We start from the raw sequence: 19789 nt of genomic DNA, 5'->3' as shown, positions 1-19789 counted from the left end.
GAACCGCGCATGTCAGATCTGCTGCGCGACCTTCTCGAGCCCGATGAGGCGAGCGAGCTTGCGCACTTCTTCCTTCTGGTCGTCGCGGAGCTGGAACAGCAGCGGCATCGCGGCCGACTTCAACTGCTGCACCTCCTCGCAGTTCGGATCGATCTGCGCGCTGGGCGGCGCGTTTGGATTCGACAGCTTGTTCGCCTGGATCCTGCGGGCGACGTTGCGCAGCGCGGTCTCGACCGAGGGCCAGTAATATTCCTGCGACGACGACAGTTTCAGGCGATCCCTGATGCCGGCGATCTGCACGTCGGACAGCAGCGAATAGGACTTCTGCGGCTGCGGCTTGGCGACGACCTTCGGCTTGGCCGGAACTTCGACGGCTGGAACCTCGGTCGCGGCGGGCGCCTCGTGCGCGCTTGCTTTCGGCATCGGGAAATCAGAAGGCGTGGCCGCGGCGAAGGCCTGGCGCAGCGGCTCGGTCAGCATGGGAGCCTGGGCAGGCTTGTCGGCGGCGACCTGGACCGGCTCGATTGCAGCCGAGGCCAGAGCGAGCGTCGGGAGCAGACGGTCGGCCTTGGCGGCGCGGTTCGTTGCGAGCGGCTTGGGCGGGGGCGTCTGGGCGATCATCTCGGCGCTGATGCTGGGCACGCTGTCGCGGCCGAGAATTGCGGTGGTGGCGGCGCCGAGGACGAGGAAACAGGTCAGCGCGACGATGGTGATGGCTTTGGACAAACGTCCCTCCGCGTCCGACTTCAAGTCCAAGTCTGCAAGTCCAAGTCTGGAAGTCCAAGTCTGGCTTCAAGTTCAAGTCTGGCTTCAAGTTCAAGTGATCACTGCCCGGAAACTGGGCGATAATTAAGGCTTAACCGTGCCATCGCGGCGGCAATCGCGCGGACTACGACGACATCGCCCGGGGATCCCAAGCAGATCAGGCAGCTGCCGCGAGATCATAGGCGTCCTGGATGTCGGCCACGATCTCCGAGGCCTCCCAGACCGCGCGCGGCTCGACCGATTGCAGCGTCACCGTCCAATTGCCGCCACGGCGGGTGCGGGGAACGCTGACGATGTCGAAGCGCACATTGCGGCACAGCGGGTGGCGGGCCAGCGCATGGGCGACGCGAACGCGGATCTCGTCCAGCGTCGCAGCTCTCTTGCCGTTGAGATAATCGAAGTCCATCGCCTGTCCCTCTCGCTCCTGATTGGCGGCCGTGACGGGGATTCTTGGCGGGCGATGGTTAATCTGCCGTTAAATGAACGGAGCGGAAGCGTGCGGGATCAACCGTGATGGAGGGCTCTCTCCGAAACCAAGGTGGCAGTTGGACTCGCGGAGGCTCCCCCTCACCCGCCGCGCTCGGACGATGCTTCGCATCGATCGGCGCGCATCGGCCGCTCCCGTAGGCGGGAGAGAGGCGAACAGCCTACCGCGCACACGCCTGACGATATTCGGCGACTGTTCGCGCGACGAGATCATCGACCGCGAGCACGTCGGTCACCCCCGAAGCCGAGTGGCCGGCGCTCCAGACGTCGCGCCAGCGCTTTGGCCGGTTCTCGCGCGCGGCGACGTCGATATCCTCAGCGATGTCGATCGCGCCGCGTGCCGGCAGATCGTCTGGATCAAGCCCGGCGGCGACGATCGACGGCCTCAACATGCTGGTCTGCAGTCCCGTGAACGCGGTGGTGAGCAGGATGTCGTCCGCGTTGCTTTCGACCAGCATCCGCTTGTACCGGTCATCCGCCATGCTCTCCCGCGTTGCAATGAACTTCGTGCCCATGTAGGCGAGATCGCAGCCGAGCACGTCGGCGGCGTGCAGCGCGCGGCCGTCGCTGATGCCGCCCGCGAGCACGACGATGCCGTCGTAGAATGCGCGTACCGCGCGGACGAAGGCGAACGGGTTGAGCCAGCCCGTCTGCCCGCCCGCACCAGCCGTGAGCAGCACCAGCCCGTCCGCGCCTGCTTCCACCGCGCGCTTGGCGTGGCGGATCGAGGCGACATCCGCCAGCACCAGTGTGCCGGCGTCATGCAGCGGCTTCAGCACCGGTGCTGGCGAGCCGACCGACGTAATGACGATCTCCGGCCCGTGCCGGAGCAGCACGGCGAGGTCCTGCTCAAGCCGCGCGTTGGAGCGGTGGACGATCAGGTTCGGACAGAGCGGCGCTGCCTTATGGCCGGTTTCGTCCTCGTGCCGCCGCAGCCGCGTCTCGATCTCGGTGAGCCATTCATCGAGTTGTTCCGCGCCACGGCAATTCGCGGTGGGAAAGCTGCCGATCACGCCATTGCGGCAGGCTGCAGCCATGAGCTCGACGCCTGACACCAGAAACATCGGCGCCGCGATCAGCGGCAGCGCGAGACGATCACCGAAGCGTTGCAGTCGGTCCGATGGCATGCATGCCTCCCTCTCGCGGGCTTTGTCGTTTCCTCCCGCGGTCTCTGTGCTAGCGTCGTCAGCAACATTGGCACGCCAGAAGCCGATGACAAAGCAACGAGGAAACACATGTCTGATCCGCTCCACGCATCATCCCCGGCTTGCGCACAGACGCTACGGGCGCTGTCGCGCTATCCCGATCGCACCGCTTTCGCCTGGCCTGAGGGATCGCTGAGCTATCAGGGCACCATCGACCTGATCGGACGCATCCAGGGCGTTTTCATGCGGCTTGCATTAGAGCCCGGCGCGCGCGTCGCCTTCCTCACCGCGAACCGCGCCGATACCTGGTGCGCCGGCGTCGCCGCGCAACTGGCGCGGCTCTGCATCACCTGGCTGCATCCACTGGGATCGCTGGAGGACCAGCTGTTCCAGCTCGAGGATTCCGAGGCCGAGATGCTGGTGGTCGATGCGGTCGCCTTCCGTGACCGCGGCGGCGAGCTCGCTACGAGGGCGACCCGGCTGAAGGCGGTCTTCACCATGGGACCGGCCGACTATGGCACCGACCTGTTGCAGGCGATCGAGACCGGAGGCCATTTTAGCGCGCGATGCCTCGCCGGCTCTGACGACCTCTCCACGCTGAACTACACCGGTGGCACGACCGGCAAATCCAAGGGCGCGCTGCGCTACCACCGCGAAAATGCCGGAGCCGCTGCCGCGATCCTCGCCGACTTCGAAATCCCGGAGGGTGCGCGCTATCTGACGGTCGCCCCGATCAGCCATGTCGCCGGCACAAAGGTGCTGCCGACCCTGATGCGCGGCGGCAGAGTGCACATGCTGAAAAGCTTCGATCCCGAAGCCGTGCTGGCCACGATCGCACGCGAGCGCATCAATTTCACGCTGCTCGTGCCGACCATGATCTATGTGCTGCTCGATCAGCCCGCGCTCGGCAAGACCGATTTGTCCTCGCTCGAGCTCGTGCTCTATGGCGCCTCCGCGATGTCGCCGACCCGGCTAGTCGAAGGCATCGAACGCATCGGCCCGGTGTTCTCGCAGCTCTACGGCCAGACCGAATGCTATCCGATCTCGGTGCTGCGCAAATCTGATCATGACCCCAAGAACCCGGAGCTGTTCCTGTCCTGCGGCTTCCCGATCGCGGCGTGCGAGGTCAAGATCCTCGACGACAACGACCGGGAAGCGAAGACCGGCGAGGCCGGCGAGATCTGCGTGCGCGCCCCGCATGCGATGGCGAAATACTGGAAGCGGCCGGACATCACCGCCGAGACGCTGAAGAACGGCTGGGTCCACACCGGCGACATCGCGCGGAGGGACGAACGCGGCTACATTTGCATCCTCGACCGCAAGAAGGACATGATCGTCTCCGGTGGCTTCAACATCTTCCCGCGCGAGGTCGAGGACGTGCTGTCGCAGCACGCCGACGTCGCGATGGTCGCGGTTGTCGGCATTCCCGACGAGAAATGGGGCGAAGCCGTTACCGCCATCATCGTACCGCGTGACGGCGCAAGGCCCGATCCGGACGAGCTGATTAATCTCGTGAAGACGCGAAAGGGCTCGGCGCATGCGCCGAAACAGATCCAGTTCGTCAAGCAACTGCCGATGACCGGCGTCGGCAAGGTCGACAAGAAGGTGCTGCGCGCGGGCTTCTGGAGCGGGCGGGACCGGATGGTGGGGTAAAAACCCCGGGATCTTACGGTGTCGTTGTGGCCCCGGCACCACAGCGGGCAACGGAGTGCGCGTCGGCGATGCCCACCCGATTGCCGGCGAATCAGGGAATCACCTAGACCGCTGATGGGGCTGGGAAGCGGAGTAAGACATGAGAGTCGCTTCCCTGGAAAGTGCAGTCGCCGCGGTTACGTTGATCACGGCTATCATCGTGGTGCTGTGGGAGATCAAGATCTTCTACGGTCTGTGAACTGGCAGGATGGCAAGCATCCCTTCCGCGGCGGCGGAAGCCTGCCGTTCAATTGGTCCACGCGGCCGCAAGCCTCCGCATATTCGACACAGCGACCACACAATAGATGTCATCGCCCGCTTGACCGGGCGATCCAGTACGCCGAGACGCCTGTGATTCAACAGGTAGGCCGCGGCGTACTTCATGCCCCGGCCAAGCCGGTGCATGACAGCGAAAGTGATACGCTGGCGTCGCGCTCCTTACCGTTTCTCGATCACCAGGCTCTGCACGGCGCGGCCGAAATAGCCCTGCCTGTCCGCCAGCCGCGACATCGCAAGACCCGCGCCGTCAGGGCCGATCCAGGAATCGCCATCGAGCAAAATCCACTCGCCGATCGGCTGGCGCGCAAAGCTCACGGTGAGATCGGCGTTGATGTAGGTCCAGGCGCGGAAGTCGAGCGAGGAGGCGGTGCCGTTGGAGAAGTCGGCGGCGACCACCGCGCGCATCGCCTGCGAGACCGCTTCACCGGCGATCAGGGGGTGGTCGACGCGAAACCAGATCGCGCCGGCACCGGCCTGGCCGAAGCGGCCGCGCGCGGCACGCATCGACACCGATCGCACGAACGGGCTGGTGGCGGCGTGACCGTCCTCGACCAGCGAGTCCTCTGGAGACGGCAGCGTGATCGGCAGCTCCTTGACCTCGTCCGGCAGCGCCTGGGCCTGTCGCCTGATCTTGAGCACGGTGGCGCCGACCACCTGCACGCCGTCGGCGAGCAGCTTGATTTCGCAGAGCTGGATCTTGCGGCCCTCGCGCAGGACCTCAGTCGCAATCGTGAGCGGCGCGACCGGCACCGGGCGCATCAGATCGATGGTGACGCGCGCGATGTCCATCGCGACTGGCGTCGGGATCCGTTCGGCCGCCCACGTCACCAGCGAGGCCGGTGCCGAGCCGTGCTGCATGCGCCGGTCCCAGGGACCGGCGGCATCCGGACTGGTGACGACGCTGTTGCCTTCGACGCGGTAGATGGGAGACATTTGGTACTCACTCTCACGGCGCGTTCCCCGGACGCCGCGCAGCGCGTAAGCGGTGCGCTGCTGAGCCGGGGTCCAGTCGTTGCGCGATGGGTCCCGGCTCGGCGGCGCGGCACTTCGCGCCGCACCACGTCCGGGACACGGCAATCACAACGGCGGATCGATCGCTTCGTCGTATTCCTTCTTGAAGCGCGCGATCAACTCGGCGGCCGGCACGACCTTGTCGATGCTGCCGATGCCCTGGCCCGAGCCCCAGATTTCCTTCCAGGCCTTCGGCTTGGCGCGCTCGCCGGAGGCGTCGGTGCCGAAATTCATCTTGGAGGGATCGGACGTCGGAAGATTCTCCGGATCCATGCCGGCGGCGAGGATGGAGGGCTTCAGATAGTTGCCGTGCACGCCGGTGAAGAGGTTGGAGTAGACGATGTCGTCGGCGCTCGAGCCCGCGATCATTTCCTTGTACTTCTCGACGGCATTGGCCTCCTTGGTCGCGATGAAGGCCGAGCCGATATAGGCGAAGTCGGCGCCGAGGATGCGTGCGGCGCGAATCGCCTTGCCATTGCCGATCGCCCCGGACAGCGCAATCGGGCCATCGAACCATTTTCGCGTTTCTGCGACGAAAGCCAGCGGCGAGATGGTGCCGGCATGGCCGCCGGCACCGGCTGCGACCAGGATCAGGCCGTCGGCGCCCTTCTCAATCGCCTTGTGCGCGAATTTCTGGTTGATCACGTCGTGGAAGACGATGCCGCCCCAGCCGTGCACGGCCTGGTTCAGCTCTTCGCGCGCGCCGAGCGAAGAGATGATCATCGGCACCTTGTACTTGGCGCAGAGCTGCATGTCGTGATCGAGCCGGTTGTTCGACTTGTGCACGATCTGGTTGACGGCGAACGGCGCCGACGGCTTGTCGGGATGCGCGCGGTCATAGGCCGCAAGCTCTTCGGTGATCCGCGCCAGCCATTCGTCGAGCAATTCCGGCGGCCGCGCATTCAGCGCTGGAAACGAGCCGACCACACCCGCCTTGCACTGCGCGATCACGAGATCGGGCACCGAGACGATGAAGAGCGGCGAGCCGATCACGGGGATCGACAGGCGCCCTTTGAACAAGGCAGGCATGGACATTGCGGAACGATCCTCTTCTGGCGGTCAAACTGGAGTTGGGAGCCATACCAACAAGGCAATCTTTCCACTGTCAAGTATTGCGTTTTGGCGCCGCAGCGGATGCAGTTACCGCAATTCCAAGCAGCGGAATTCTTACTCATCCGCCTCCTCCGTCATTGCGAGCGCAGGGAAGCAATCCAGACTGTCTCCGCGGAGGGACGCTGGATTGCTTCGTCGCAAGAGCTCCTCGCAATTGTGCGAGGCGAGAGCTGCGGATGACAGCCCCTACCCAATCAAATCCGGGTTGATCAGCCGCTCGAACGAGAACATCTCGTCCCATTTCTCCTGCGTCAGCAGCTTGCGCTCGACCACGACGATCTGGTGCAGCGACTTGCCGCTCTTGTAGCCCTCGCGGGCGATCTCGGCGCATTGCTTGTAGCCGAGCAGCGGCTTCAGCACGGTGACGATGCCGAGCGAGTTCAGCACCATATTGCGGGTGTGCTCCTCGTTGGCGGTGATGCCGACGACGCAATTCTCGCGCAGGCTGTTGACCGCGCGCTCCATGGTGCGGATCGAGAAGAACAGCGCGAACGAGATCACCGGCTCCATCACGTTGAGCTGGAGCTGGCCCGCCGAGGCCGCCAGCGTCACCGTGGTGTCGAGGCCGATGACCAGGAAGCTGGTCTGGTTGACCACCTCCGGGATCACCGGATTGACCTTGCCGGGCATGATCGAGGAGCCCGGCTGCAGCTGCGGCAGGTTGATCTCGTTGAGGCCGGCGCGCGGGCCCGACGCGAGCAGGCGGATGTCGTTGCAGATCTTTGTCAGCTTGCTCGCCGTGCGCTTCAGGACGCCTGAGAGCTGCACATAGGCGCCGGTGTCGGAGGTCGCTTCGACGAGATCGCCGGCGAGCACGAAGTCGACGCCGGTGAGCGCGCCGAGGTGGCGAACGGCGAGCTTGGGATAGCCGACCGCGGCCGTGACCGAAGTGCCGATCGCGGTGGCACCGAGATTGATCTCGCGCAGCAGCGCGCGTGCCTCCGAGATGCGATCGACCTCCTCGCCGATCGTGGTGCCCCAACCGCGGAACTCGGCTCCCAGCGACATCGGTACCGCGTCCTGCAGATGGGTGCGACCCATCTTCAGCACGCGGTCGAACTCGCGCCCCTTGGCGAAGAAGGCCTCCTGGAGCTGGCGCAGCGCCGTCATGTAGCTCTCGAGCCGCAGGATCAGCGCCAGCCGGAAGGCGGTCGGATAGGTGTCGTTGGTCGACTGGCCGTAATTGACGTGATCGTTGGGGCTGACGTGCTGGTAGTCGCCCTTGGTGAAGCCCAGCGATTCCAGCGCGAGGTTGGCGATCACCTCGTTGGCGTTCATGTTGGTCGAGGTGCCGGCACCGCCCTGGATGAAGTCGGTGACGAACTGATCCATCATGTCGCCGGCGATGACGCGGTCGCAGCCGACGATGATGGCATCCGCGACCTTGGCGTCGATCGCGCCGAGATCACGATTGGCCATGGCGGCAGCCTTCTTGACGTAGCCAAGCGCCTTCACGAAGTAGGGCTCCTGGCTCATCGGAATACCGGTGATGTGGAAGTTCTCCTTACCCCGGATGGTCTGGACGCCGTAATAGATGTCGTCGGCGATCTCACGCTGTCCGAGGAAGTCGTGCTCCGTCCGGCTCATGGGCGCTCCTTGTTGCTTGTGCGCTGGGCCATCACGTCAATTCTGGCACAGCGCACTGGTCACGAAAGTATCGGTGCGGCAATCATCCGGCTTACGTTGCCTGCCCGGGATGAGAACCTTGGCCGAGCATTTCTCTGCGGAGTCGGCGTTGAGGCTCTTGCCTTCCTTGTAACCCTTGCCCTGGCAGAGCTGGTCGGCGGCCTGCTTGCAGTCGGGCGCGCCGTTGGACGAGACCGGGCAGACCACGCGCCCCGACACCATGGTCGAGGGCTTGGCCAGCCGCGACAGGTCGTTCATGGTCTCGCTCGGGCTTTTGATCGGCGGCAGAACGAGGGCAGCTTGTCGAACAGCTTGCCCATTTCATTGATCAGCCCGGGATTCTCCTCGTGCGCCGGCGGCGCCGATGGAGCGGGTGTCGATCCCTGCTCCTGGAGGCCGAGCGCCGGCGGGGCGGATTGTGTCCACCCTGTCCCGCCGCCACCGAGCAGAAGCAGCATCGCTGCTGACGTCAGCGTCCCGAACCGCATGGCCGGATTGCCGGATCGAACCATCATGACGGCAACCGTAACCGAAGCCGGCGCGGCGGCAAAGCCGCTGGCGCTAGATCAGCTTGATGGCCACCACGAAGCCGAGCACCAGCACCGCGGCGCCGATCGCAACCCACAGGCCGAGATGCTTCTCGATCCGGACCCGGATCCAGTCGCCATAGCGGTTGAGCAGGATCGCCACGACGAAGAAGCGTCCGCCGCGCGCGACGATCGAGCACAGGACGAACAGGACGATGTTGTAACCGGCAAAGCCCGAGGTGATCGTGACGAGCTTGTAGGGGATCGGCGTCAGCCCCTTGAGCAGGATGATGATCGCACCCCATTCCGCATAGGAGGCGCGGAAGGCGTCGACCTTGTCGCCGAGGCCGTAGACCTGGATCAGCCATTGGCCGACCGAGTCGAACAGCAGCGCGCCGATGGCGTAGCCGACGATGCCGCCGACCACCGATGTGATGGTACAGACCATTGCATAGATCCAGGCGCGCTTTGGGCGCGCCAGCGACATCGGGATCAGCATCACGTCCGGCGGGACCGGAAAGAAGGAGCTTTCTGCAAAAGCCACGGCGCCCATGATCCAGAGCGCGTAGGGCTTGTGGGCGGCGTCGATGCACCAGTCGTAGATACGTTTCAGCATGGCGCCGCGATGAAGCACCATGAGACGGATTTGTCCATGCCGAGATTGAGGCGATTTTTGACGTTTCTAGTGGCGCTTGCGCCCGGCGCGGCCTTCGAGCGCGACAATTGGCCGCCGAGAGGCCATGCGCGGTGACGCGACTTTGGGCAGCTTCATCGGCGACTTCGGCAGCTTCTCGGCAATACCGAGCAAGTCTTCTCGCCGCGTCATTTCCCGCCAGACGTCCTCCGGACGTACTCCGGCCGAAGCCCACAGCACGGTGAGGTTGTAGAGCAGGTCGGCGCTTTCACGGATCACGGCCTCACTATCGCCATTGACCGCATCGATGACGACTTCAATGGCCTCTTCGGCCAGCTTCTTCGCCATTTTGGAGGGCCCACGCTGAAACAGCCGGGCCGTCCGCGATGTTGCCGGATCGAGATCCCTGGCCGCGAGCACAGCCAGATATAGCCGCTCAAGCGAATCACTCATGGTACTCAAAACTACTCTAAACAAATGGCGGGCGTGTTAACGCGCGGCAATAAAAGCAGAAAACAGGCCGGCGCGGCAAGCGCGACGGCCTGTCATGGTCACCCTTCGGCTAGTAGCAGTTCTGATAGTAGCCCTGGCCGCAGAACTCGGACGGTGCCGTACCGCCATAGCGCTGATACGGGAAGTTCGGGCCTGGACCATAATACGGCCCATAGGCAGGGGCGCTGTAATAGACGGGACCGCCGTAATAGCCATAGCCCGGACCGTAGTCATAGGCGTAGGCGTCACGGCTTGCGGCGATGGCAAGACCGGTGCCGATGGCGGCGAAAGCCGCGGCAGCAGCCGCGCCACCGCCACCATGCCAGTGGCGGCCGCCCGCATATGACGCAGTCGGGGCGATTGTGGTCAGCGCCAGCACCGCGGCCGTGGCAAGAACGGCCTTTCGGCCCGCAAACTTGGAGAATCGCTCGAACATGTCTTGGGCCCTCCTTTGGGACCTGGAATCGACGCCTGCGGACAGGCTCATGCCTCTCAAACCCGCAGTACCTAAGTTGGGTTCCCCAACCCCAACACGAGCTGAACGGGGTTGCGTAATCGTGACGCAACCGCCGCTCATCCGCCGTTCATGTTGGCGCGCGCACGCTTGCCGCGGGCCGGCGCTGCAAGCGTCACGAAACCATAACAATGCGGGACCGGCGCAATCGATGTCAGGATTCAAGACGATCGCCCTTCACGGCCTGCTGGCCCTTGCAATCTCGTTCGCAGCATTGATTGCGTGCGAGGCCACGGGGGCCGAGAGCGGCGTCCCCTCCACAGCGATCCACTTCACCTTCGACCGTCCCATCGATGCGAGCATGGCGCCGTTCTTCCTTGCGGCGAAGGACGGCGGCTTCGGCGCCGAGCGTCTCAACGTGTCCTTCAACAGTGCGAGCGGATCGCCGGAGGCGCTCGCACGCGTCGCCAAGGGAGACAGCGAGCTTGCGCTCGTCGACATCAACGAGCTGATCCGCTTCCGTGACAAGGACGACGTGGCGCCGGTCAAGGCGGTGTTCGTGCTGTTCAACCGCGCTCCCTATGCGATCGTCGCGCGCAGGAGCCGCGGCATCCACCTCCTGCCCGATCTCGACGGCAAGACCGTCGGCGTTGCCGACAACGATCTGTCGATGCGGCTATGGCCGGCCCTGGCGCAGCAGAACGGCATCAAGGCATCACGCGTCAAATTCCACAAGATCGGCGCGGCGGTACGCGAGCCGATCCTGTCCGCGGGCCAAGTTGATGCGGTCGCCGGCTTCAGCTTTCTCTCGGCGGTGAATCTGCGCGACCGCGGCGTGCCCGGAGCCGATCTCGTCGTGCTGCGCTATGCGGATTATGGCTGCGAAGCCTATGGCTTTGCCGTGGTGGTCAATCCGGCCTTCGCCACAGCAAAGCCGGACGCCGTGAAGGGCTTCGTTCGCGCGTTGATCGCGGGCATCAATGCCACCGTCAGGGAGCCGGGGCGTGCGGCGGAGGAGGCGGCGAGCCGCATCGAAGACGGTGACCGCAACCTCGAGCTGGAGCGCCTGCGCACCGTCCTCGCCGACAACATCCTGACCGATGAGGTCAAGCGCAACGGCCTCGGCGGCGTCGAGCCCGCGCGCCTGGAGCGCTCGATCGACCAGATCGCGCAGGACTTCAAATTCCGCAAGCGGCCGATGGCGCGCGACGTCTTCGACGACCAGTTCCTGCCGGCGGTGGCGGAGCGGCTGATCAATTGAGAAAAACTGACGGCTTCCGCTATATCTCACGCGCGATCCCTGGTTAGAATACGGGCTCCGTTATCCGCTCGAGTTCGTCGTCCGCATGTCCGTGCTCCGTCTCTACACCCGCGTTCTCGAGCTGCTCGGCAAGGAGGCGCGGCTGGGCTGGCTGCTCGCGGTCGCCAATCTCCTGCTCGCGGGCTCGCAATTCGCCGAGCCTGTGCTGTTCGGCCGTATCGTCGACGTGCTCTCGGGCAAGACGGTGGCCGGATCGAACTCGGCCTGGCCATTCCTGGCCGCCTGGGTCGCGTTCGGGCTCTTCACCATCGCGTGCAGCGCGCTCGTGGCCTTGCAGGCCGACCGGCTCTCGCACCGCCAGCGCCAGGCGGTGCTGACCGACTATTTCGAGCACATTCTGCAACTGCCGTTGACCTTCCACTCCGGTACCCATTCGGGCCGGCTGATGAAGGTGATGCTCAACGGCACGGATGCGCTGTGGCGGCTATGGCTCGGCTTCTTCCGCGAGCACTTTGCCGCGATCCTTTCGGTCGTGGTGCTGCTGCCACTGTCGCTGTACCTGAACTGGCGGCTCGCGATCCTGCTGTTCGTGCTCTGCATCGTCTTCACCGCACTGACGACCTTCGTGGTGCGCAAGACCTTCGGCATGCAGATGGAGGTCGAGGAGCATTACAGCGAGCTCTCCGCGCGCGCCTCCGACGCGCTCGGCAACGTCGCGCTGGTGCAGAGCTTCGTCCGCGTCGAATCCGAGGTCAAAGGGCTGCGCTCCGTCGCCGACGAGTTGCTGGCCGCGCAGATGCCGGTGCTGTCCTGGTGGGCGCTCGTCACCGTCATCACGCGCGCCTCCACCACCATCACCGTGCTCGCGATCTTCACCCTCGGCATCGCGCTGCACGACCAGGGGCTCACCTCGGTCGGCGAGATCGTGATGTTCGTGAGCTTTGCGACACTTTTGATCCAAAAGCTCGAGCAGGTCGTGAGCTTCATCAACAACGTGTTCATGGAAGCCCCGCGCCTGCGCGAGTTCTTCAATGTGCTCGACGCCGTGCCCGCGGTCCACGACAGGCCCGACGCGATCGATGCCGGCAGGTTGTCCGGCCTCGTCGAGTTCCACGACGTCACCTTCTCCTATGACGGCAAGCGCCCTGCGGTCGAGGACCTCTCCTTCACCGCACTGCCCGGTCAGACCATCGCACTGGTCGGCCCGACCGGTGCCGGCAAGTCGACGGCGATTGCGCTCTTGCATCGCGCTTTCGATCCACAATCCGGGGTCATCAAGATCGACGGCATGGACGTGCGCGGCGTCACGCTGACCTCGCTGCGGCGGAATATCGGCGTGGTGTTCCAGGAAGCGCTGCTGTTCAACCGCTCGATTGCGGAGAACTTGCAGGTCGGCAAGCCCGACGCGACCGAGGCCGAGATGCGCGAAGCTGCCGAGCGCGCGCAGGCGCTCGAATTCATCGAGCGCAGCGGTGGCTTCGAGATCAATGCCGGCGAGCGCGGCCGCATGCTGTCCGGTGGCGAGCGCCAGCGCCTGTCCATCGCCCGCGCGCTGCTGAAAGATCCGCCGATCCTGATCCTGGACGAAGCGACCAGCGCGCTCGACGCCGTCACCGAGGCCAAGGTGAATGCCGCTCTCGACGAAGTGATGAAGGGCCGCACCACTTTCGTGATCGCCCATCGCCTCTCCACCATCCGCAACGCCACGCGGATCCTGGTGTTCGAGAACGGCCGGGTGATCGAAAGCGGAACTTTCGATGAACTCGTGGCGAAAGGCGGCCATTTCGCCGAGCTCGCCAGGGCCCAGTTCATGGTCCAGGAGAACGCACGGGCCAGCGTGACGGCGGCCGAGGCTGCCGCGACGGCCGCCAAATCCCCCTAGCGCGATGCGATCAGGATCAATCGTCATCGCGCTTTAGGTTATTGTTTGAGCATGATCTTTTCGGAAAACCGCTGCCGCTTTTTCCGGATCATGCTCCAGCAAGTCCCCACAGCATCGTCGAAATTCGGCCCATTTCATTGCGGAATACCGTGCCCATCCCCCTATTATCGACGCACCAGCCGGTATAGGTTTGCCACGCCGCAAGCGGCGGCGCCGGATTTCAGAATCGACAATCAGATCACGAGAGCCGTCCGTATCAGGCGGATCTCCAAGGACCGGAATCGGATAGTGCACGCCCTTCGCCCGCTGCTTCGCAAACTTCTGTTCAAACTGTTCGCTGCGACGCTCGCATGTGCCGCAGTGCTCGCGCCGCGCGCGGCGAGCGCAGAAGCGCTGCTGCTGATCGAGGCCGACAGCGGCAAGGTCCTACAGGCCGATAACGCGACCGTCCCGTGGTACCCGGCCTCCGTCACCAAGATCATGACCGCCTATGTCACCCTGAAGGCGGTCAAGGACGGCAGGCTGACGCTCGACACGCTGCTCACGGTCTCGCCGACCGCGGCCTCGCAATCGCCCTCGAAGATGGGATTTCGCCCGGGAACGCAGGTCACCGTCGACAACGCGCTGAAGATGATGATGGTCAAGTCGGCGAACGACATGGCCGTGGTGCTCGCCGAAGGCGTCGGCGGCTCGATCGACGGCTTCTCCGCGATGATGAACGACACCGCAAAAAAGCTCGGCATGACGCAGACGAGCTACGTCAATCCGAACGGCCTGCCCGCCGACGGCCAGATCACGTCGGCGCGTGACCTCGGCATTTTGGCGCGCTCGTTCCTGCGCGACCTGCCGGAATACGAATATTTCGTGCACATCCCGGCGATCCGGTTCGGCAAGCGCGTCACCGGCAATTTCAACAAGCTGATCGGCCGCTATCCCGGCGCCGACGGTTTCAAGACCGGCTTCATCTGTGCCTCCGGCTACAACCTCGTCGCCTCGGCCACGCGCAACGGCCGCAGGCTAATTGCGGTGGTGCTGGGCGCCAATTCCGGCACGGCGCGCGCGGTGAAGGCCGCGCAGCTGCTCGAGCGCGGCTTCGCTCAAGACAACCTCACCTGGCTGCGCCCTTCGCTCGGCACCGTCGAAAATCTCGTGCCGGTCGACGCCACTCCGCCGAATCTGCGCGACGAGATGTGCGGCGGCCATCGCAAGCGGCCGGCCACCGACGACGACGATGCGCTGATTGCGGCCGGTGGCGGGACGACCGGATCGGCCTCCGCCACCGGCGGCGAGGCCCAGGTCACCTTCTTCACGGCGGGCCTGCAGCCGCCGCTGATGAAGGCTTCCGAGCTGATGGCCTCGGCCCCCGCGGCGGTCGAACCCGTGCTGGTCTATACCGGCCCGACCCGCACCGGCACCGCGCTGATCGCGGCGGTCGCGGCCGACGCCGACCAGCAGACCGCGTCCAAGCCACGTGGCAAGAAGTCGCGCGTCGCCAAGAAGCCCGACGCGGCCGACAAGCCGACGGACAAGCCCAAGGACACCAAGACGGCGGCGGCGAAACCGAACGCCAAGCAGGCCGACGGCAAGAGCGACGGTAGGACCGCGGCCAAGCCGGCGCCCACCAAGCCGGCCGGAGCCAAGCATGCTGCGGCCAAACCTGCCGAGAAGCCTGCGGCAAGCGGCGATCAGGCGGCGAAGCCTGCCAAGCCCAAGGCTACAACGAAGCCCGCCGCTGCCGCCAAGCCGGCGAACAACAGTTAACGTCCCCTGGGCATTCGCATGGTAGCCCGCGCTTCGCACCTGCGGCAGCGCGGTTTGCGACGATTCCAGTAGCTGCGACCCGACCTTTGCCCTAAGCCACGACGGCTTGCCACCCGTTCCGGCAAGCTGGATACTGGCGGCAATGCGGCAAGCCCGAGACACAACGGGCTCTGATCAATGAGGGGAGTCTTCCATGGAGCGCATCTGGCTCAAGCAATATCCGCCCGGCGTGCCCGCCGATATCGAGCCGACGCAATACACATCGCTGGTCGACCTGCTGGAGGAGAGCTTCACCAAGTTCGCCGACCGCAAGGCGTTCATCTGCATGGATAAGTCGATCAGCTATCGCGACCTCGACCAGATGTCGATCGCGCTCGCCGCCTACCTGCAGGGCCGCGGACTGCAACGCGGCGCCCGTGTTGCCATCATGATGCCGAACGTGCTGCAATATCCGGTCGCGACCGCCGCCGTGCTGCGCGCCGGTTTCGCCGTGGTGAACGTCAATCCGCTCTATACCCCGCGCGAGCTCGAGCATCAGCTCGAGGATTCCGGCGCCGAAGCGATCATCGTGCTGGAGAACTTCGCTCACACGGTCGAGCAAGTGATCGCCAAGACGCAGGTCAAGCACGTCATCGTCGCCAGCATGGGCGACTTGCTGGGCTTCAAGGGCGTGATCGTCAATCTCGTCGTCCGCCGGGTCAAGAAGATGGTACCAGCCTGGTCGCTACCGGGGGCGGTGGCCTTCAACGACGCGCTGTCGGCCGGACGCGGCATGACCTTCAACAAGCCCAAGCTGTCGCCCGGCGACGTCGCCTTCCTGCAATATACCGGCGGCACCACCGGCGTCTCCAAGGGCGCCACGCTGCTCCATCGCAACATCGTCGCCAACGTCCTGCAGAACGACGCCTGGCTCCAGCCGGCGCTCGCCGCGCCGCCGCATGTCGACCAGCTCATGATCGTCTGCGCGCTGCCACTCTATCACATCTTCGCGCTGACGGCCTGCTACCTGTTGGCGGTGCGCGCCGGCGGCTGCAATCTCCTGATCCCGAACCCGCGCGACATTCCCGGCTTCATCAAGGAATTGGCGAAATACCAGGTCAACAGCTTCCCGGCCGTGAACACGCTCTACAACGGGTTGATGCACCATCCCGATTTCAAGAAGCTCGACTTCTCCAAGCTGAAGATCTCCAACGGCGGCGGCATGGCGGTGCAGCGCCCCGTCGCCGATCAGTGGAAGGCGCTCACCGGCTGCTTCATTGCCGAAGGTTACGGCCTGTCGGAGACCTCGCCGACGCTGACCTGCAATCCGGCGACGGCAACGGAGTTCACGGGTACGATCGGCATTCCCGTGCCTTCGACCTGGATCTCGATCCGCGACGACGACGGCAACGAAGTCCCGCTCGGCCAACCCGGCGAGATCTGCGCCAAGGGCCCGCAGGTCATGTCCGGCTACTGGAACAGGCCGGAAGAAACCGCCAAGGTGATGACCGCCGACGGATATTTCCGCACCGGCGATATCGGCGTGATGGACGAGAAGGGCTACACCAAGATCGTCGACCGCAAGAAGGACATGATCCTGGTCTCCGGCTTCAACGTCTATCCCAACGAGATCGAGGAAGTGATCGCGAGCCATCCGGGCGTACTGGAATGCGCCGTGATCGGCATCCCCGATTCCAAGTCGGGCGAAGCGGTGAAGGCCTTCGTGGTGAAGAAGGATCCGAACCTCACCGCGGAAGCCGTGATCAAGTTCTGTCACGAGCAGCTCACCGGCTACAAGGTGCCCAAGCACATCGAATTCCGCAACGACCTGCCGAAGACCAATGTCGGCAAGATCCTGCGCCGACAGCTTCGCGACGAGAAGGCGGAAGCGGCGTAAGGCGACGCCTCTGGCCGATGACTGAGGTTGGCGACATCGAGCCATCAAGCATTCTCGCCTTCTGGCGCGAGGGCGGCCGCGAGCGCTGGTATAAGCGCGACGATGCTTTCGATGCCGAGATCAGGCGCCGCTTTCTCGCCCTGTGGCAGAAGGCGGTCGCCGGTGAACTCGGAGCATGGGAGACAACGGACGAGGGCGCGCTGGCGCTCGTCATCGTGCTCGACCAGTTTCCCCGCAACATGTTCCGCGGCACGCCACAAACCTTTGCCAGTGACGCGCAGGCACGCGACGTCGCCCGCCGCGCCATCGGTCGAGGCGTCGACCGCAGGCTCGATCCCATGCTGCTCGAATTCCTCTATTTGCCCTTCATGCATTCCGAGCACCTGGCTGACCAGCTGCACTGCGTCGCGCTGTTTCAAAACACCGACAATGCCGAGAACCTGAAATACGCTCGCGAGCACGCCGACATCATCCGGCGGTTCGGCCGCTTTCCCCACCGCAACCGCCTCCTCGGTCGCGACACGACGGAGGAAGAGCAGGCCTTCCTCGATCATGGTGGATTTTCCGGCTGATGACATCATGGTGAACGGCCGCCGCCTTCGCCGCTTCCGCCGCCGGCAATATTGTGCAGGTCCGCCGCCCGGTCTAAAAAGCGGGACCGATTTTCAGGGAGACTGACGATGGCGATCCAGATTGGCGACAAGCTGCCCGAGGCGAAATTCCGCGTGATGACGGCGGAAGGCCCGCAGGTGAAGAGCACCGACGATATCTTTAAGGGCAAGAAGGTGGCGCTGTTCGCGGTGCCCGGCGCCTACACCGGCACCTGCCACAAGATGCATCTGCCGAGCATCTTCCTCAACGCCTATGCCATGAAGGACAAAGGGGTCGACACCATCGCCATCGTCTCGGTCAACGATGCCTTCGTGATGAACGCCTGGAAGCGCGACACCGACCAGCGCGATGAGGCCGTCTTCCTGGCCGATGGCAATGCCGACTTCACCAAGGCGATCGGCATGGAGCTGGATGCCTCCGCCAACGGTCTGGGCATTCGCTCCAAGCGCTATTCGATGCTGGTCGAGGATGGCGTGGTGAAGAAGCTGAACCTCGAAGCGATGCCCGGCAAGGTCGAGGTCTCCGGCGGGGATACGCTGCTCGGGCAGCTCTGAGCCATACGCGCAGTTCTTAGCCGCAAATGACACTGTCATGCCCCGGTCAAGCCAGGCTTGACCGGGGCATCCAGTACCTGAGACCTCTCGGCTGAATCACAACTGCCTCTGGGATACTGGATCGCCCGCCTCGCGGGCGATGACAGTTGAGAATGAGGCAACGACGGTGCGCTACTCCCTCACTCTCTGCTGCAAGCGCGCCATCGCGACGCCGTCGCGCGCCAGCTGATCGGCGCGTTCGTTCTCGGGGTGACCGGCGTGGCCCCTGACCCAGTGCCAGCGGACCTCGTGCTGCTTCAGCGCGGCATCGAGACGCTGCCATAGCTCGACATTCTTCACCGGCTTCTTGTCGGCGGTGCGCCAGCCGTTGCGCTTCCAGCCGAAGATCCAGCCGGTGATGCCCTGCCGGACATACTGGCTGTCGGTGTAGAGATCGACCTTGCACGGCTTCTTCAGCGCCTCGAGCGCGGAGATCGCCGCCATCAGCTCCATCTGGTTGTTGGTGGTGTGTGGCTGGCCGCCGTTCAGCTCCTTTTCCTTGTCGCCGAACTTCAGGATCGCGCCCCAGCCGCCCGGCCCTGGATTTCCCGAGCAGGCACCATCGGTATAGATCGTGACATTGGGAAGCTCGCTCACGCCACCAGCCCCGACGGCGTCAGCCCATAGTCGCGCGCGCTCGTCACGCTTTGGTGGAAGCGCAGCTTGCGAACATATTCCAATGGATCCTTCGGCTTGACCAGCGCGCCCGGCGGCACGTTGAGCCAGTCGACCAGCCGCGTCAGCAGGAAGCGGATCGCAGCACCGCGCGCCAGCAGCGGCAGCGCCGCCTCTTCCGCCTCTGTGAGCTTTCGCACGCGGCCATAGGCGTTGAGGAAGGCGCGCGCCTTGGTGACGTTGAAGGAGTGATCCGGCTCGAAGCACCAGGCGTTGAGGCAGATCGCGACGTCATAGGCCAGCATGTCGTTGCAGGCGAAGGTGAAGTCGATGATCCCCGAGAGCTTGTCGCCGAGAAAGAAGACGTTGTCGTTGAAGAGGTCGGCGTGGATCACGCCCTCGGGCAGGTTGGTCGGCCAGATGCCGCTGGAGAGATGATCGAGCTCGGCGGCGAGGAATGCGCGCAGGCCCGGCTGCACCTCGTCGGCCCGGCCCGATGCCGCGTCGAACAGCGGCCGCCAGCCCGAGACCGACAGCGCATTGGCACGCCGGACCGCGAAATTGGCGCCGGCAAGATGCATCCGGGCCAACCCCTCGCCGACGCCGGCGCAATGGGTCGCGTTCGGCTTGCGCGGCCAGACGCCCTCGAGAAAGGTGATGATCGCGGCGGGGCGGCCCGACAGCTCGCGCAGCGCCTCGCCGTCGCGTCCCTTCACCGGCAACGGGCAATCGACGCCGTGCTCGGCGAGATGCGTCATCAGCGCAAGGAAGAACGGCAAATCGTTCTTCGCCACGCGCTTCTCGTAGAGCGTGAGGATGAACGACCCCTGGCTGGTGTGCAGCAGGAAGTTGGAGTTTTCGACGCCCTCGGCGATGCCCTTGTAGGAGAGCAATTCGCCGAGATCGTATTGCTTCAGGAAATCCGCAAGCTCGTCGGCGGCGACGTCGGTATAGACCGCCATAAA

At 64.6% G+C, this 19789-nt stretch carries 18 protein-coding genes and 1 pseudogene; 7 read left to right on the top strand and 12 right to left on the bottom strand.

What is annotated here, in order from left to right; translation table 11 throughout:
• Window positions 1–12: 12 nt before the first annotated feature.
• From P6U28_RS35385 to P6U28_RS35375, 3 genes are all read right to left on the bottom strand, one after another.
• Window positions 13–726: a hypothetical protein gene (locus P6U28_RS35385; RefSeq protein WP_407120681.1), complete on the bottom strand. Its 714-nt coding sequence runs from the start codon at window positions 724–726 to the stop codon at window positions 13–15.
• 196 nt (window positions 727–922) lie between these two features.
• Complete coding sequence (locus P6U28_RS35380) at window positions 923–1171, bottom strand: hypothetical protein (RefSeq protein ID WP_122405886.1); 249 nt, start codon at window positions 1169–1171, stop codon at window positions 923–925.
• A gap of 241 nt (window positions 1172–1412) precedes the next feature.
• Window positions 1413–2378, bottom strand: a complete 966-nt coding sequence (locus P6U28_RS35375) for a nitronate monooxygenase family protein (protein WP_162500474.1) — start codon at window positions 2376–2378, stop codon at window positions 1413–1415.
• A 108-nt stretch (window positions 2379–2486) separates the two neighbouring features.
• On the opposite strand from P6U28_RS35375, the gene P6U28_RS35370 reads away from it, so the two are divergent.
• Window positions 2487–4049, top strand: a complete 1563-nt coding sequence (locus P6U28_RS35370; RefSeq protein WP_209295513.1) for an AMP-binding protein — start codon at window positions 2487–2489, stop codon at window positions 4047–4049.
• Between the two features lie 477 nt (window positions 4050–4526).
• Here the strand turns inward: P6U28_RS35370 and P6U28_RS35365 are convergent, their stop codons facing one another.
• The 7 genes and pseudogenes from P6U28_RS35365 to P6U28_RS35335 form a co-directional block, all read right to left on the bottom strand.
• On the bottom strand, window positions 4527–5300 hold the full coding sequence (locus P6U28_RS35365) for a thioesterase family protein (RefSeq protein ID WP_122405889.1): 774 nt from the start codon (window positions 5298–5300) through the stop codon (window positions 4527–4529).
• Between the two features lie 144 nt (window positions 5301–5444).
• A complete protein-coding gene (locus tag P6U28_RS35360; protein WP_122405890.1) occupies window positions 5445–6413 on the bottom strand; it encodes a nitronate monooxygenase family protein in 969 nt (322 codons plus the stop codon).
• A gap of 264 nt (window positions 6414–6677) precedes the next feature.
• The gene (locus tag P6U28_RS35355) at window positions 6678–8078 is read right to left on the bottom strand and encodes an aspartate ammonia-lyase (protein WP_122405891.1); all 1401 of its coding nucleotides are present in this window, start codon (window positions 8076–8078) and stop codon (window positions 6678–6680) included.
• Window positions 8079–8114: 36 nt separating this feature from the next.
• Window positions 8115–8632: pseudogene (locus P6U28_RS35350) on the bottom strand (hypothetical protein).
• A 46-nt stretch (window positions 8633–8678) separates the two neighbouring features.
• On the bottom strand, window positions 8679–9281 hold the full coding sequence (locus P6U28_RS35345; protein WP_208738470.1) for a YqaA family protein: 603 nt from the start codon (window positions 9279–9281) through the stop codon (window positions 8679–8681).
• Between the two features lie 45 nt (window positions 9282–9326).
• Window positions 9327–9731 (bottom strand): phosphoribosyl-ATP diphosphatase, encoded by a 405-nt coding sequence (gene hisE, locus P6U28_RS35340; RefSeq protein WP_129142772.1) that lies wholly within the window; start codon window positions 9729–9731, stop codon window positions 9327–9329.
• 109 nt (window positions 9732–9840) lie between these two features.
• Window positions 9841–10206, bottom strand: coding sequence for a hypothetical protein (locus P6U28_RS35335; RefSeq protein WP_122405894.1), 366 nt, complete (start codon window positions 10204–10206; stop codon window positions 9841–9843).
• 229 nt (window positions 10207–10435) lie between these two features.
• Here P6U28_RS35335 and P6U28_RS35330 point away from each other — a divergent pair, with 229 nt between their 5' ends.
• The 6 genes from P6U28_RS35330 (at window position 10436) to P6U28_RS35305 (ending at window position 18170) form a co-directional block, all read left to right on the top strand.
• On the top strand, window positions 10436–11485 hold the full coding sequence (locus tag P6U28_RS35330; protein WP_162500476.1) for an ABC transporter substrate-binding protein: 1050 nt from the start codon (window positions 10436–10438) through the stop codon (window positions 11483–11485).
• An 85-nt stretch (window positions 11486–11570) separates the two neighbouring features.
• Window positions 11571–13367 (top strand): glucan ABC transporter ATP-binding protein/ permease, encoded by a 1797-nt coding sequence (locus P6U28_RS35325; protein WP_209295511.1) that lies wholly within the window; start codon window positions 11571–11573, stop codon window positions 13365–13367.
• A 288-nt stretch (window positions 13368–13655) separates the two neighbouring features.
• A complete protein-coding gene (locus tag P6U28_RS35320) occupies window positions 13656–15128 on the top strand; it encodes a D-alanyl-D-alanine carboxypeptidase family protein (RefSeq protein ID WP_209295510.1) in 1473 nt (490 codons plus the stop codon).
• Between the two features lie 193 nt (window positions 15129–15321).
• Window positions 15322–17004 (top strand): long-chain fatty acid--CoA ligase, encoded by a 1683-nt coding sequence (locus P6U28_RS35315; RefSeq protein ID WP_209295509.1) that lies wholly within the window; start codon window positions 15322–15324, stop codon window positions 17002–17004.
• A 17-nt stretch (window positions 17005–17021) separates the two neighbouring features.
• On the top strand, window positions 17022–17576 hold the full coding sequence (locus P6U28_RS35310) for a DUF924 family protein (protein WP_129142777.1): 555 nt from the start codon (window positions 17022–17024) through the stop codon (window positions 17574–17576).
• A 108-nt stretch (window positions 17577–17684) separates the two neighbouring features.
• Window positions 17685–18170 carry a peroxiredoxin gene (locus tag P6U28_RS35305; protein WP_122405900.1) on the top strand — a complete coding sequence of 162 codons (486 nt, stop codon included), beginning with the start codon at window positions 17685–17687 and terminating at the stop codon, window positions 18168–18170.
• A 171-nt stretch (window positions 18171–18341) separates the two neighbouring features.
• Here P6U28_RS35305 and rnhA read toward each other — a convergent pair whose 3' ends face one another.
• Both rnhA and P6U28_RS35295 read right to left on the bottom strand, forming a co-directional pair.
• A complete protein-coding gene (gene rnhA / locus P6U28_RS35300) occupies window positions 18342–18806 on the bottom strand; it encodes a ribonuclease HI (RefSeq protein WP_122405901.1) in 465 nt (154 codons plus the stop codon).
• Window positions 18803–19786: a homoserine kinase gene (locus tag P6U28_RS35295; RefSeq protein WP_407120680.1), complete on the bottom strand. Its 984-nt coding sequence runs from the start codon at window positions 19784–19786 to the stop codon at window positions 18803–18805. The genes rnhA and P6U28_RS35295 overlap by 4 nt, the downstream gene beginning before the upstream one ends.
• Window positions 19787–19789: the final 3 nt, after the last annotated feature.

This window comes from Bradyrhizobium sp. STM 3561, from assembly GCF_045571455.1.
Classification (GTDB): domain Bacteria; phylum Pseudomonadota; class Alphaproteobacteria; order Rhizobiales; family Xanthobacteraceae; genus Bradyrhizobium; species Bradyrhizobium vignae.
This window is presented reverse-complemented; position numbering and strand designations above follow the sequence as displayed.

What these genes read in the sequence shown, in the direction of transcription:
- hisE (WP_129142772.1), bottom strand. Translation starts at nt 9,731, where the DNA reads ATGAGTGATTCGCTTGAGCGGCTATATCTGGCTGTGCTCGCGGCCAGG.
- P6U28_RS35375 (WP_162500474.1), bottom strand. Translation starts at nt 2,378, where the DNA reads ATGCCATCGGACCGACTGCAACGCTTCGGTGATCGTCTCGCGCTGCCG.
- P6U28_RS35360 (WP_122405890.1), bottom strand. Translation starts at nt 6,413, where the DNA reads ATGTCCATGCCTGCCTTGTTCAAAGGGCGCCTGTCGATCCCCGTGATC.
- P6U28_RS35325 (WP_209295511.1), top strand. Translation starts at nt 11,571, where the DNA reads ATGTCCGTGCTCCGTCTCTACACCCGCGTTCTCGAGCTGCTCGGCAAG.
- P6U28_RS35370 (WP_209295513.1), top strand. Translation starts at nt 2,487, where the DNA reads ATGTCTGATCCGCTCCACGCATCATCCCCGGCTTGCGCACAGACGCTA.
- P6U28_RS35315 (WP_209295509.1), top strand. Translation starts at nt 15,322, where the DNA reads ATGGAGCGCATCTGGCTCAAGCAATATCCGCCCGGCGTGCCCGCCGAT.
- P6U28_RS35330 (WP_162500476.1), top strand. Translation starts at nt 10,436, where the DNA reads ATGTCAGGATTCAAGACGATCGCCCTTCACGGCCTGCTGGCCCTTGCA.
- P6U28_RS35295 (WP_407120680.1), bottom strand. Translation starts at nt 19,786, where the DNA reads ATGGCGGTCTATACCGACGTCGCCGCCGACGAGCTTGCGGATTTCCTG.
- P6U28_RS35380 (WP_122405886.1), bottom strand. Translation starts at nt 1,171, where the DNA reads ATGGACTTCGATTATCTCAACGGCAAGAGAGCTGCGACGCTGGACGAG.
- P6U28_RS35345 (WP_208738470.1), bottom strand. Translation starts at nt 9,281, where the DNA reads ATGGTGCTTCATCGCGGCGCCATGCTGAAACGTATCTACGACTGGTGC.
- P6U28_RS35305 (WP_122405900.1), top strand. Translation starts at nt 17,685, where the DNA reads ATGGCGATCCAGATTGGCGACAAGCTGCCCGAGGCGAAATTCCGCGTG.
- P6U28_RS35335 (WP_122405894.1), bottom strand. Translation starts at nt 10,206, where the DNA reads ATGTTCGAGCGATTCTCCAAGTTTGCGGGCCGAAAGGCCGTTCTTGCC.
- P6U28_RS35355 (WP_122405891.1), bottom strand. Translation starts at nt 8,078, where the DNA reads ATGAGCCGGACGGAGCACGACTTCCTCGGACAGCGTGAGATCGCCGAC.
- P6U28_RS35365 (WP_122405889.1), bottom strand. Translation starts at nt 5,300, where the DNA reads ATGTCTCCCATCTACCGCGTCGAAGGCAACAGCGTCGTCACCAGTCCG.
- P6U28_RS35310 (WP_129142777.1), top strand. Translation starts at nt 17,022, where the DNA reads ATGACTGAGGTTGGCGACATCGAGCCATCAAGCATTCTCGCCTTCTGG.